At 71.9% G+C, this 13,509-nt stretch carries 9 protein-coding genes; 1 reads left to right on the plus strand and 8 read right to left on the minus strand.

The window, feature by feature from the left end; genetic code table 11:
- Positions 1–213 precede the first annotated feature (213 nt).
- A complete protein-coding gene (locus WBN91_RS28250) occupies positions 214–2,739 on the minus strand; it encodes a chondroitinase-B domain-containing protein (RefSeq protein ID WP_337723342.1) in 2,526 nt (841 codons plus the stop codon).
- 169 nt (positions 2,740–2,908) lie between these two features.
- Between WBN91_RS28250 and WBN91_RS28255 the strand changes: the two genes are divergently transcribed.
- Entirely contained in the window at positions 2,909–4,159 is a 1,251-nt protein-coding gene (locus WBN91_RS28255; protein ID WP_337723343.1) for a serine hydrolase domain-containing protein, read from the plus strand.
- A gap of 121 nt (positions 4,160–4,280) precedes the next feature.
- On the opposite strand, the gene WBN91_RS28260 is transcribed toward WBN91_RS28255, so the two are convergent.
- The 7 genes from WBN91_RS28260 to WBN91_RS28290 form a co-directional block, all read right to left on the minus strand.
- Complete coding sequence (locus WBN91_RS28260; RefSeq protein ID WP_337723344.1) at positions 4,281–4,760, minus strand: hypothetical protein; 480 nt, start codon at positions 4,758–4,760, stop codon at positions 4,281–4,283.
- 265 nt (positions 4,761–5,025) lie between these two features.
- Positions 5,026–5,823 (minus strand): FHA domain-containing protein, encoded by a 798-nt coding sequence (locus WBN91_RS28265; protein ID WP_337723345.1) that lies wholly within the window; start codon positions 5,821–5,823, stop codon positions 5,026–5,028.
- A gap of 12 nt (positions 5,824–5,835) precedes the next feature.
- Entirely contained in the window at positions 5,836–7,020 is a 1,185-nt protein-coding gene (locus WBN91_RS28270) for a serine/threonine-protein kinase (protein ID WP_337723346.1), read from the minus strand.
- Entirely contained in the window at positions 7,017–9,053 is a 2,037-nt protein-coding gene (locus WBN91_RS28275) for a transglutaminase family protein (protein ID WP_337723347.1), read from the minus strand. The genes WBN91_RS28270 and WBN91_RS28275 overlap by 4 nt, the downstream gene beginning before the upstream one ends.
- A gap of 23 nt (positions 9,054–9,076) precedes the next feature.
- A complete protein-coding gene (locus WBN91_RS28280; protein ID WP_337723348.1) occupies positions 9,077–10,216 on the minus strand; it encodes a DUF58 domain-containing protein in 1,140 nt (379 codons plus the stop codon).
- Between the two features lie 2 nt (positions 10,217–10,218).
- Complete coding sequence (locus tag WBN91_RS28285) at positions 10,219–11,175, minus strand: AAA family ATPase (RefSeq protein ID WP_337723349.1); 957 nt, start codon at positions 11,173–11,175, stop codon at positions 10,219–10,221.
- 26 nt (positions 11,176–11,201) lie between these two features.
- On the minus strand, positions 11,202–13,241 hold the full coding sequence (locus WBN91_RS28290) for a fibronectin type III domain-containing protein (protein WP_337723350.1): 2,040 nt from the start codon (positions 13,239–13,241) through the stop codon (positions 11,202–11,204).
- Positions 13,242–13,509 lie beyond the last annotated feature (268 nt).

Here is a 13,509-nt window from a genome sequence, read left to right on the forward strand (position 1 = left end):
ACGATAGCAAGAGAATAATCTCGGAACTGCGAAATAAGCTGCCCCCGAGATATCACCGCGATGCGCAAAGCGAATCCGAACCGATCCACCGACCCACACCCGATGGATCCGCCCGGACGGGCGCTGCGCACCGCTCCCAGCGCGTGGTATTCGAGGCGTTGGACAGACGATCGCCCCTTCACGCGAAGGGACGATCGTCTGTCCACAGTGTACTTACTGCGCGTTCGGTCCGACCTCCGTCGCGGTGAGCGGGCCTCGGGCGACCGCAGTGGTCGAGTGTTCGTCGGCTCCGACATCGGGGACGCCGGCGCGCAGCTGGCCGTCCATGTCGTCGGTGACGAACGTGTAGCGGCCGGTGCCGGTGTCGATCGCCGGGCTGGTCGCGCCGATCCGGTACACCGCCCCCTCGCGGACCAGCAGCGGGTCGGCCGTGCGGATGGCCTCGGTGGGCTTGGTGACGCCGACGGTCGCCGTGCCGGTCGGCCAGGCGATGTTGCCGGCGTAGGTCATGTTCACCGGTGCCTTGCGCTCGTTGAACAGCTTGCCCCGGCTGCCGGTGACCACGTTGTCGGCGATGGTGGAGTCGACCGGCGGGAGGGAGTAGTTGGCTCCGATCTCGATGTTCGACACGTTGTTCACGAAGGTGTTGTGCACGACGGTCGCCCTGTAGACACGCCAGTGCGCGTTGAGTGCGCCCGAGGTGTCCACGTCGCCGCCGTCGATCTGCAACGCGGCGTCGTAGCCGGTGCCGGTCAGGCCCTCGAAGTGGTTGTTGTAGACCTTGTGGTCCTGGCCGTAGAGCCGGATGCCGCCGGTTCCCGCCTTGCCCTCGCCGAAGAAGAAGTTGCCGTAGAAGGAGCCGCGGTTGCCGTGGCGCTGCGACACCGTGCCCTGCGAGGTGCGGAAGGTGTTGTAGCGGACGGTGTTGTCGTTGCTCTTCACCGAGATGATCTCGGGGTCGCCGTCGCAGTTCTCGAACAGGTTCGACTCGATGGTGGTGAACCCGCTGGACCGCGAGATCTCGCTCCAGCCGACGCGGATGGCCTCCATCCCGTTGTCGACCCGGGGTCCGGTGTTGCGGAAGTGGTTGTGGTCGATGAGGTCGTGCTGGGACTGCTGGCTCGACGACCCGTCGATGGTGATGAAGTTGCCCTGCTGGTGCTTCTCCTCGAACAGGTTGTGGTCGATCCGGTTGTGGTGGCTGTCCGCGCCTTGGATGAGCACCCACTTCAGCGACGACTGCTCGGTGAGCCGGAAGTGGTTGCGGGTGAGCCGCACGTTGTTCGAGCTGGTGAGCTTCAGCGTGTTGCTGTTGGTCCACTTGAGACCTTCGAACACCACGTACGAGGAACTCGCGACTTCGAGCTGCCCGCCGGTGACCACCGCCTGGCCGCGGTTCGCCGCGACGACGGTGATGGGCTTGGTGGCGGTGCCGTGCTTGCCGCTCATCTTGCCGATCGTGTAGTTGCCGTTGGCGAGCACGATCCGGTCGCCCGCGCGGGCGTCGGCGAACGCGCTTTGCAGCTGGGTCGAGTTCGCGACGTTGACGATGCGGTCGGCGCCCGGGTCGCCCGTGCCCGGGTCGCCGGCGTCGTGGGTGACGGTCAGGCCGTAGATCTTCACCTCACCGTAGTTGGTGTCGCTGCACGGGGCCGAGTTGGTGCAGTTGGCCTGCGTGTACCCGCCCGCCTTGAAGTAGCCGCCGGAGAAGCTCTTCGAGATCGTGGTTTGCAGCACGCCGTTGTAGTAGGCCTTGATCTGGCCGCCGCTGACCACGAACTTGGCCTGGAACCTCGTGCCCGGCACGTAGTTGCTCGTCACCAGCTTGTGGTGGCTCGTGTCGCCGTCGGTGATGTAGAGGCTGCTGCCTTCGAGCCGGAACACCGAGACGTCGTCACTGGAGTCGTGGATCTGGCCGGCGACCACGTGCGGCTTGTCCGCGGGCAACGCGGTGATGGCCTGGTCGATGACCATCGTGTGGGTGCCGGAGGTGGACGACCAGGCTGCCTTGGCGGTGCCGTTCATCTCGCGCAGTTCCGAGCGGGGGTAGCTCGAACCGCTCGTGGTGACGCCGTTGACAGGGGCGCGGAACTGGACCGCATCACAGGTCGGGGTCGTGGTGAACCACGGGTCGATCTTGTAGGTGGCCAACGCCGGCTGCTCGACGTTGGTGGGGCTTTCCTCCTCGCCGATGGGCAGGCCGATGTACCAGTTCTTCAGGTCCAGCACGTCGGCCGGGTAGGCGCACGTGCCGCCCCCGCTGTCGGCCCCGTTGACGGTGGTCTCGGTGATGCTGGTCCAGTCGTTGTCGGTGTTGCCGTACCCGACGATCCGCAGGTACCGCTTGGTGCTGTCGGGGAAGTCGTAGTGCTCCGGCCCGAGTGTGCTGCCGCTGCTCGTTCTCCGCGCGACCGCCGGGGTCCACGACGACCCGTCGTCGGAGAGCTCGACCTCGAACGTCGACTCCCGGACGTCCCCCTTGTGCCAGGCGATCGACACCGAACCGATGACCTGCGGCGAGCCCAGGTCGTACCGGATCCACACCCCGTCCCCCTCGGCGGACCAGCGGGTGCCGAGGTTGCCGTCGATCGTGTTGGCCGGGACGTTGCCGTCGTGCGCGCTGGCCGAGACGCCCGCGACCGGCAGCGGGGTGGCCGCCCACGACGTGGTCGGCTGGTACACGGCCAAGACGCCCACTGCGAGCAACACCACTGTGAGGACACGACGAACCCGTGTCATCGGAACCACCTCTCTCTTGATCGGGGACGCGTCATGCGGCGAGCGTGTCCGATCGGCGGTGGACCGGTCCCGAGGACGTTTTCCGAAGATCATCGTGACAACGGGGCCCGGTTGTGCGTACAGTGTTCGCAGAACGCGTACAGCGTTCGCTACTACTGGGGAGTTGACCATGACGCACACCGTGAGCTGGGACAAGGCCGGGAACTGGGCGATGGGCGAGCAGGGGCGGCTGTCGCCGGTCGGGTTGCGCCGCATGCACGACGTGCTGGCGGGGGCCGTCGAGTCCGGCGCCGTCCCCGGCCTGGTCGCGCTGGTCGGCCGGGGCGACGAGGTCCACGTCGAGGCCCTGGGCGCGCTCGGCGTCGGCGGCGCGCCGATGGGCCGGGACACGATCTTCCGGATGGCCTCGCTGACCAAGCCGGTCACGGCCGCCGCGGTGATGGTGCTGGTCGAAGAGTGCAAGGTGGGCCTGGACGACCCGGTCGAGACCTGGCTGCCCGAGCTGGCCGACCGCCGGGTGCTCCGCAGCATCGACGCATCGCTGGACGACACCGTGCCGGCTCAGCGGTCGATCACCGTGCGGGACCTGCTGACGTTGACGTTCGGGTTCGGGCTGGTGCTCGCCCCGCCGGACACCTACCCGATCCAGGTCGCCATGCGCGAACTGGCGATCACCGGCGACGGCACCGCCGCGTCACCGATGGTGTCGCCGGACGAGTGGATCGCCCGGCTCGGCCGCCTGCCGCTGATGTACCAGCCGGGCGAGCGGTGGCAGTACCACGTCGGGTCGGACGTGCTGGGGGTGCTGGTCGCGCGGGCTTCCGGGCAGTCGTTCCCGGAGTTCCTGCGGGAACGGCTGTTCGCCCCGCTCGGCATGGTCGACACCGGCTTCCACGTGCCGCAGGACCGGCTGCACCGGCTGGCCACCAGCTACGCGCACGACCCGGTGACCGGCGAGCTGACCGTGTGGGACGAGGCGGCGGGCGGCAAGCACAGCGCACCGCCGGTGTTCCCGGCGGGCGGGGACGGACTGGTCTCCACCGTGGACGACTTCCACGCCTTCTACCGGATGCTGCTGGACAAGGGCGTCCACGCGGGCGAGCGCGTAGTGTCCCGCGCGTCGGTCGAGCTGATGACCACCGACCACCTCACGCCCGGCCAGAAGGTCGAGAAGGACCAGTTCGGCGACCACTTCGGCCGGCACGGCGGCTACGGCTTCGGCATGGCGGTCCGGACCCACCGGCGCGACCTGGCGTCCGTGGGCCAGTTCGGCTGGGACGGCGGCCTGGGCACGACCGCGTACGGCGACCCGGCCGAGGGCTTCGTGGGCATCCTGCTGACCCAGGCGGCCCTGGACTCGGCGACCACGCCCCGGCTGCACCGGGACTTCTGGACCACCGCCTACCAGGCGATCGGCTGAGCCCGCGGCGGAGGTTGGGTGCCGAGGCGGCGGCGGAAGTGGGTGCCGAACCGGCGGCGGAGGTTGGGCGCCTTGCCGGCGGCGGAGGTGGGTGTCGGACACCCACCTCCGGTCCGGGCCGTCAGACGGCGGTGGCGGCGCAGGCGGGGGCTCCCGCCGGGGCGGCCACCGCCGTGGACGTCACGGGCGGGCCGGCGCTCGCCGGGCGGGTGCCGGAGCAGTAGTGGGACGACACCTCGCCGGCAGTGGCGCCGCTCCACGCGAACACCAGGTACGACTCGCCGACGTAGAGCGAGAGCCCGCACATCGAGCCCGCGTAGTAGGTCGTCACGGTCACGGTCGCCGGCACGGAGCCCTTGTACACCGTGTCGACCTGCACGGTGTACGCACGCAGGTCGTCCCAGATGTAGTTCGGCTTGCCGCGCTCCAGGACGGTCGACGCGGACACGTAGCCGCTGAACACGTGATCGGCCCGGGCGTAACGCTGTGGTTCGGTGTCATAGGGCAGGCAACTGCACGCACTGGCGGTACCGGTGAGCACGGCGGCGGACATGACCGCCGTCACCACCAAAGCACCGACGGCGTGAGCGAGAAAACGCAAGCGCGCCAATGAAAGCTCCCCTGGTCGGGTGAACGGTGGCGGTGCTCGTCCAGCGTATCGGCCAGGGCCGCGGTGGGCATTCGCCCAGTCGCCGCCGCGGGACGTGGCCGGGGCGGCCGAGGTCCGACCGCCGAGCGGAGCAGCCCGACCGGGGCGGCCGGAGCGGGGCAGGGCGGGGCGGCGCGGGGCGGGGCGGCGCGGGGCGGGGCGGCGCGGGGCGAAACAGTGGCCGGGGCGGCCGAAGTGAGGCCGGCGCGGCCGGCGCTCACCACGTGTCGCCCAGCAGCCCCAGGTCCTTCGGCGTGAGCGCGGTCGATTGCACGAGTTCCCGCAGCAGGTTGTCGTTCAGGGCGTTGCCGAGCGGTTCGCCGACCTCCTCGCGGGTCAGGCCGTGCACCCCGCGGCGGGACAGGCGGTCGCGCACCGCGCTGACCCGGCGCTCGACCTTCTTCGCGGTCCAGCCCGCGTCGGGTTGCAGTTCGGCGAGCCGGAGCGCGGTTTCCTTCCACGTCAGCGGTTTCGGGTTGGGTTCGAGGGACAGGTAGTCTCCGCCGAGGATGACTAGCACCAACTTCTCGTCCTCGGTCAGCGCGTACCGCCGGGGCGGGTCGGTGTCGGCGCCGTGGCGGGTGCGGGGCCGGTCGCCATCGGGACCCGTGACGTAGACCTCCAACAGGTGCTCGCGGTCCCGTGAGCCGGGCACCAGCAACGGCGTGTAGCCCGGGGCCAGCGGGATCGCCTCCTGCTGGGCGAACAGCCACTGCGAGCCGGGCAGGCGGATCGGCCGGCGTCCCGTGTTGCGCAGCCACCACCGGCCCTGGTGGTGGGTCAGCTCGCCGTGCCGGCGGCTGACCTGCTGGTCGTCCTCGCCGACGCACACGTGCACCAGCGGCCGGTTGCGTCCGAAGTAGACGACCCGGCCGTCCCGCGGGCCGACCGTGTACCCGCCGCCGAGGGCCAGCGCGTGCACCGAACCCGGCGCGGCCCGCCCGACGCCGTGCGTCAGGCTGTTGTGCCCCCTGGGCAGCGCGAGCCCGTCCGAATGCGTCAACCTCGGCTCCACGCGCCGACCTCCTCACCCTCGGCAGACCGCGCCACGCAGGTCCTCGGTCTGGCTCTCGTAAATCGACTCCCCGCCCTTCGTGGCGCGCACCAGGAAGCAGTACTTGCGGGCCGGGTCGGGATCGACGCTCACCGTCGCGGTGTGGCCGAACCCCACGGAAACCGTCTGGCTCGGCTCGCCCTCCACCCAGTAGCGGACGGCGAAGTAGAGCCGGTCGTCGTTCGACGTCCAGGTGAGCTCCACCTTGTCGCCCAGGTCGGTCGGCTCGGCCAGCTCCACCACCGGCTCAGCCGTGTCCGGTGGCGGCTCCGCGGTGTCCGCGACCGGCGGCGGTGTGGGGTTCGCCGCCGGCGACTCGGGCGTGCCGCGCGGTACGAACACGGCGGCCAGCACTGCCGCCAGCGCGGCGGCCGACACCGCCGTCACCGCAGTGACCGCATGGCGACGCCAGCGCGGAGGCCTGGCCGGCGACGCCTCGGGCACGTCGGCCGTCGCCGGTGACGAGCGGCGGGCCGGATCGGGCGCGAGCATCCGGCCGATGGCGGTGGACAGCGCGATGGGGACGTCGGGCCGGCTGACCGCGGGCACCGGATCGCCGAGCACGCGCAGGATCCGCTCGCCGGTCGGCTCTCCGATCCGGCTCGGATGCGGCGACTTCCCGGTCAACGCGAAGTGCAGCACCGCACCGAGCCCGTACACGTCGGTCGCCGCTTCGACCAGGCCGGTGCGCAGCGTCTCCGGCGACACCCATTCGATGCCGGCCAGCGGATCGCGCCGGAACTGCTGCCGCTGCGCGACACCGAAGTCCGCCAGCACGACCTCGCCGTTCGCGCGGAACAACACGTTCGTCGGGCTGATCCCGCCGTGCAGCACGCCGAGCGCGTGCGCGGCGGCCAGCGCTCGCGGCAGCGACTCGCACAGGGCCGCCACCTCCTCCGACGACAGCGGCCCCTCCCGCCCGACGCGGGTGGCCAGCGAGTCGACGCACAACTCCATCCGCAAGGCGTGCCGGCTGCCGTCGACCAGTTCGACGCCGTCCACCGGCAGCACGGGCACGGACAGCTCGGCGAGCTTGGCGCGTTCCCGCTCGATGGTCGCGAGGGTGCGCCGGTCGAACTTGCCGGGGAACACCTTCAACGCGACTCCGTCGACGGTGTACACCTCGGCGACCGGGCCACGGCCGAGCAAGCTGCTCATCGGATCGCGAACACCGCCCTGAGCCGGGCGCCGAACGAGCGCCGGGCGAGCGTGCCGCGGATCTCCGCCACGGCGTTCCACGCCGCCGTCACAGTGTCCCGGTCCGCCCCCGCGCCCGACCACAACGCCGTGTCCACGTGGACGGCGAGGCGGTGCAGACTGTCCACAATGGACCCCTCGGACACACCGGCGAGGTCCCGGACTGTCATGCCGGGGGTGACCCGTGCGCCGTGCGCGCGCAGCAGGTCGCGGGCCTCCCACCAGGCGGCGACGACGCTCCGGGCACCCGTGTAGCGCCTGCGGCGCACGGTCCGGACGAGCTTCGCGACCGGGATGGCGAGCAGCGCCGCCACGAACAGCGCGAGCAGGCCCACCAGACCCCATCCCACCAGCGTCCCGACACCGGTCCACGAACCACCCTCATCCACCTGTGCGGGCGCGGACACGGGCGGGTCGGGCAGCGGTTGGGACGGCGGCGGGAGTTCGGCGCGTGCCTTCGCCAGGACCTCCGCCAGCGTGGTCGGCGCCGCGCCCGCGTCGCTCGCCGTGCCGGCCGGGTCTAGCGGCACCCACCCGACGCCCTCCACCGCGACCTCGGGCCAGGCGAGCACGTCCTTGTTGCGCACCACGACCTCGCCGCCCTCCTGGTCCCGGGGCGCGCGGTACCCGACGGCCAACCGGGCCGGGATGCCGACGATCCGGGCGAGCACCACGTAGGACGCGGCGAACTGCTCGCTGGTCCCCCGCTTGGTGGTCTCGAGGAACTCGCGCAACTGGGGCCAACCGCTCCCGGTCGGCAGCGCGGCACCGGTCGCGAGCTTGTAGTTTTCGCTGAGGTACTGCTCCAGCACGAGCGCGGTCCGGAACGTCGGCCGCGCGTCCCTGGTGGCCGTGCGCGCGATCGCGGCGATCTCGTCCCGCACGGTGCCGAGGTCGCCGGTCCGGACGTCGGTCGACACGGCGGCGTCGGCGAGACCGGCGAGGTCGCCGACCGGCTCCCGCCAGGTCAGGTCGTACTGCACCGGGCCACCCCGGTCCGGGAGCAGCAGCGTGCCGGAGTCCTGGTCGACCAAGGGCCGCACCGGGCCGGTCACCGAGGTGGGCATCGCCTGGCTGGGCAGCCACCGCGGGCCGCCGGGCACCGTGAGGCGCGCGGAGCGCTGGGTGGTCGGCACGGTCGTCCCGGCCGGCGGCCCGATCTCCGCGCCCAGCCTGCGGTACCGGTCGCCCGCGGTCCACGTGACGCCGTCGAAGCCGTCCAGCACCACCAGCCGCCAGCGGTCCACCGGGGCGTCGCTGGTGTACCGGAACACCTCCGCGTCCGGGTCGGACAGCCGGGCCGCGACCTCGGCCAGCGGGCTCACCTCCCGCTCCTGCGGGACCTGGGCGAACTCGTTGTGCCGCACCGAGTACGCGGGTCCGGTCGGCACCGCGAGGCCCGCGACCCCGGCCACCACGCTCAGCCCGACCGTCAGCGCGACCGCGGACCGCGCCTCGGAGACGAACACCCCCGCGACGGCGGCCCCGTAGACCAGCACCGCCACCACCGCCTCCGTGCCCTGCAAGGCGACGAAGGTCTGGCTCAGCAGGAGGAAACCGAGGCTGGGCAGCACGGCCACGGCGGGCCGGCGCAGCAGTTCGATCCCCACCATGCCCGTGATAAGCACGAGCAACGGCACGAACAGCAGCAGGTCCGCTTCCGGCCGCACCGGCCAGGTCGACTGCAAGGTCAGCTGCCAGGAGTCGGTCGCGCCGGCGACCAGCCGCGTGAGGCTGTCCAGCGTCGGCAGACCGCTTCGCGTGGTGTCGAACAACGTCACTTCGACCAGCACGAGCGCACCCGCGACCAACGCGAGCAAGGGCCGCCACGGCCGCAGCGCGGGCACCCGCAGGCACAGCTCGAACACGGCGTAACACGCCACTCCGACACCGGCCACCGGTGGCACCAACGCCCACAGCCCGAACACCGGCGCGAACAACAGCCCCGGCACCGCCGTGGCAAGCAACAACGAGACCACGCGGAGTCGCGTCACACGATCACCGCTTGCTGTGCGAGTCATGCGATCACCGCCTGCCACTGGCGGATGGCGTCCACGGCGTTCGCCGACCGCAGCACCCGGATCCCCGGCACCTCCGGCGCGGCACCAGACAGCCCGACCACCAGCACAACAGCGCCGTACCGCGGCCTCAGACCGACCAGCGCCGCCCGGTCGTCCGGCGAGACGGACACCGCGGAGGAGATCACGACGAGCGTGCCGCCGCCCGCCCCCGCCAGCACCCCGGGCACGAGCGGCAGACCCGCGTCCCGGGTCCGGTCCACCACGCACAGCTCTTCCAAGTACCGCTGGACGGCGTTCCACCCCGAGGGCGCGACGGCGTCGACACCGCCCGGCGTCACCAACCGGCACCGGTGGTCGGCGTCGGCGGCGGCGACGAGCAGGGACGCCGCGAGCTCCACCGACTCCTCGAACTCCGCCGCCGCCACCTCCCGCCGGTCGTCCAGCAACACGGTGAACCGCGGCTGGTGCGGGTCCGCGTAGTCGCGGACCATCAGCTGCCCGGTCCGGGCCGTCGCCTTCCAGTGCAGGTGGCGGACCTCGTCGCCGGGGACGTACGGCCGCACCTCGCGGATGTCGAGCGACCCCCGCGGCGACGTCTCCGTGGCCTCACCGTCGTGGTGGTGCACCGGGAGCCCGCCGGTGACCGCGGCGACCGGGTGCGTCTTCGGGTACACCCACAGCGTCGCCGTCGCGCCCAGGGACAGCTCGGACCGGCCCAGCCCGAGCGCGTCGGCGCGGAACAGGGTCAGCGGGCCGACGTCGTGCCTGCCCCGCCGCCCGGTCGGCAACTCGTTGAGGTAGGGCTGTTCCGCGCCGGCCGCGAGCGGGCGGACCGCGACGGTCACCCGGTCCTCGCCGACCCGGTCGACGGCGGTGAACCCGCTCTGCCGCCGCGTGCCGGGGTTGTGGACGCGCAACGTGATCACGGCCCGGCCGTCGCGCTCGACCCGGTCGGGGAACAACTCGCGGATGACCTCCACCCGGGGTTTGCGGCCGGCGACACCGAGCGCGGCGACCACCGCGCCCACGGCCATCGCGCCCACCGCGACCAGCAGCGGGTAGCCCGCGACCAGGCCGAGCGCGATGAGCACCACCGCGACCGCGAGGGTGCACACGCCACGTCGGGTCAGCCGCACGGTCAGACCCCCGACACGCTCGTGGTCGGGACCGGGATCTCGGCCAGCAGGTCGGCCACGACGCCTTCGGCCGTGCGCTGCCGCAGTTCGGCCTCAGGCTTGAGGATCAGCCGGTGGTCGAGCACCGCGTGCGCGACCTCCTTGATGTCGTCGATCGTCACGAACGCGCGCCCGTAGGTCGCCGCGAGCGATTGCGCCGCGCTGACGAGCGCGATGGTGCCGCGCGGGCTCGCGCCGTAGCGGACCTCCGAGTGCTGCCGGGTCGCGGAGGTGATGCCCGTGGCGTAGTCGATCACGGCGTGGTCGATGCGGACCGCGCGCGCCTGCGCGATGGCGTCGCGCAGCGTCGGGATGTCCACCACGGCCGGGAGTTCGTCCGGGTCGACGCCGGCGCGGTCGCTCATCACCACCAGCGCCTCGGAGGCCCGGTCCGGGTACCCCATCCGCAGCCGCATCAGGAACCGGTCCAGCTGCGCCTCGGGCAGCCGGTAGGTGCCCGCCATCTCGATCGGGTTCTGCGTGGCGATCACCAGGAACGGCCTGGGCACCTCGTGGCCCACGGCGTCCACCGTGACCCGCCGCTCCGACATCACCTCCAGCAGCGCCGACTGGGTCTTCGGGGTGCCGCGGTTGATCTCGTCGGCCAGCACCACGTTCGCGAACACGCTGCCCGGGTGGAACGCGAACTTCTCGTCACCCTGGTGGTAGACCTGGACACCGGTGATGTCGCCGGGCAGCAGGTCCGGCGTGAACTGGATCCGGTTCCAGCTGCCGCCGACGCTGCGGGCCAGGCACCGGGCGAGCGTGGTCTTGCCCAGGCCCGGCACGTCCTCGATGAGCAGGTGCCCCTCGCTGAACAGCGTGGCCACCGCCAGCCGGACGACCTGGGGCTTGCCCCGGACGACCTTCTGGACGTTCGCCGCGATCAGCTCGTACACCTGACCGGGAGTCTGCGACACGATGTCCCTTTCCTGAAGCTGAGAACTCACCAGACCAACTGGGTCGACCGGATCGGGGTGCCGTCCGGGAGGATCACTTCGACCCACACCGTGTCGCCCTTGCCGGCGTAGGCGAACTCGTTCAACGTCTTGGAGCCGTTGGAATCGGTCACCGTCCCGTGACCCGTGTTCGAGTAATCGGGATCGTTGCTGTACGGCACGACCTCGTACGAGGTGTTGGGGTCGAACCCGGTCATGACGATGTGCATCCACGCGCAGTCCGGATCCTCGCCGCAGTGCTGGTCGGTGGGCGCGCCCTTGGTCAGGCTTATCTGCGGCAGGGGCGCGGCTTCGTGGGTGGCGGACGCCGGCGCGCCGGTGAGGAGCTGCCCGTCCGGGGTCCTGGTCACCGCGGACACCGTGAAGGTGACGGCCTGGGTCGCCGACACGTTCCGGTACACGGCCTGGGTCCCGGTCACCTGCTGCGGATTCAGGCCGGTGGCGGTGACCTGGTAGTGCGCCAGCGTGCCGCCGTTGAGCGCGGGCTGGGCCCAGGTCAGCGTGACGTCCCGGCTCGGCCGGTCGTCCACGTCGTAGCTCGCTTGCAGGCCGACCGGTGCCGCAGCGGGCGAGACCGGCGCGTTCGGCGTGACGGGGCGGGTCGACGCGCCGGGGCCGGTGCCCACCTGGTTCGTCGCGGCCACGGTGAACGTGTAGCTCACCCCGTTGGTCAGACCGTTGACCTGGTACGCGCCCGCCCCGCCGCCGACCCCGACCGACCCGGTCTGGCCGTTGCCGCCCTGCCACGACACCACGTACGAGGTGATCGGCGCGCGGTTGTCCGGCGCGGGCCCCCAGGTGACGGTGGCCGAACCGTCGCCGGGCCGCGCGTCGACCGCGACCGGGGCGCCGGGACGGCTCGGCGGCACCGCGGGCGGCGTCTGCGGTGGGGGCGCGGGGCGTCCGGTCGTGCGTTCCGGCTGCCGGTCGTCACCGGCTTGACGGGCGTCGCGCTCCGCCGTCTGGTCGGACGTCTTCGTGGTCGTGGCCTGGGTCTGCGTCTCGGCCTTCCGGTTCACGTCGACGTCGGTCACGCTGCCGTCCTCGTCGACCACCAGCACCTGCGTGCCGTTGGTGTCCTCGACGTAGACCCGCTTGTCCTCGCCCACGGACAGCCGGGGCTGGCCCGTCTTGTCCTTGAGCGGCTTCTCGTCCTTCCGCTTGCCGTCCGGGTCGTAGGTGACCACGGTGCCCTTCTGCCGGTCCACCAGCGCGACGACCTCGCCGGTCGACACCGGGCCGTCGTAGTCGCCGGTGCCCAGCGCCACCGTCACGGCCTTGGCCGGCGTGGACCTGGTGTCCACCAGGACCAGGCTGGTCTGCGCGGCACCCGGGTCGAGGATGGCCAGCCGCCCGTCCGCGTCCCGGGGAGCGGGCCGGGAGTCGGGCGACAGCATGACCCCCAGGTCGACGCCCTCGCCGAGCGCGTCGCCGTCGACGGTGTGCAGCTTGCTGGTGAACAGGTCGAGGAACGCGGGCCGCCCGTCCACGACGGTCAACGCGCCCGCGTGGTCCACCGGCGCGGACACCGGGCAGCCGGACACCTCCACGGCGTCCTTGGCCAGGGTGCAGATCTCGCCCTTCCCGGTGCGGTGGAACCAGAGTGCGCCTTCCGGGGTGGCCACCGGCGGGCCGATCGCGCCGCCGGTGGAGATCGACGCGGCCGGGTCGCCGAGCCGGATGATCCGGCCGGTGTTGGCGTAGACCGCGTACGGCCCGCCGACGACCTCGATGCCCACCGGGATCTCGTCGGAGGGCGGGGTGGCCACGTGCCGCTGCGACAGCGACTCCTTGTCGAACCCGGTGATCCGGTGCTGCCCGACCACCCAGCCGCCGGTGTCGCTTTGCAGGACCTGGCTGCCCACCTCGGCATCGATCGCGAACCGCGCGTCGATGTTGGCCGTGGCACCGTCGACGTGGAAGACCGTGCCCAGCACCGAGTTGTACATCCAGTGGCCGGTGTTCGCGAACCTCGCAGCCGACAACGGCGGCGCCACCCCAGCCACCACGGCAACCACAGCCGCCACACACACGCCACCAACCAGCACGAACGGCTGACTCGCGCGCGCGGCAAAGCGTTTCCTCGTCACGGGGCCGGACGCTATCGGCGGCACCCGGGGACCGGTCCCGAACATGACGCGCGGTCGGGACCCGGTACCGCCGGCCGCAGGCTCCCCCGACCCACCACTCGACCGCCGCGTGCTTTCCGCCGAAGGTGCGCCGCTTTTCGCCGAAGGCGTTACGCCCGAAGGGCGGGGAGCTCTTGCGTTCCGCCAAGCGGCAGCGACCACGGGA

Source organism: Saccharothrix sp. CCNWYY140, from assembly GCF_037401995.1.
Classification (GTDB): domain Bacteria; phylum Actinomycetota; class Actinomycetes; order Mycobacteriales; family Pseudonocardiaceae; genus Actinosynnema.

What these genes read in the sequence shown, in the direction of transcription:
- WBN91_RS28250 (WP_337723342.1), bottom strand. Translation starts at nt 2,739, where the DNA reads ATGACACGGGTTCGTCGTGTCCTCACAGTGGTGTTGCTCGCAGTGGGC.
- WBN91_RS28255 (WP_337723343.1), top strand. Translation starts at nt 2,909, where the DNA reads ATGACGCACACCGTGAGCTGGGACAAGGCCGGGAACTGGGCGATGGGC.
- WBN91_RS28270 (WP_337723346.1), bottom strand. Translation starts at nt 7,020, where the DNA reads ATGAGCAGCTTGCTCGGCCGTGGCCCGGTCGCCGAGGTGTACACCGTC.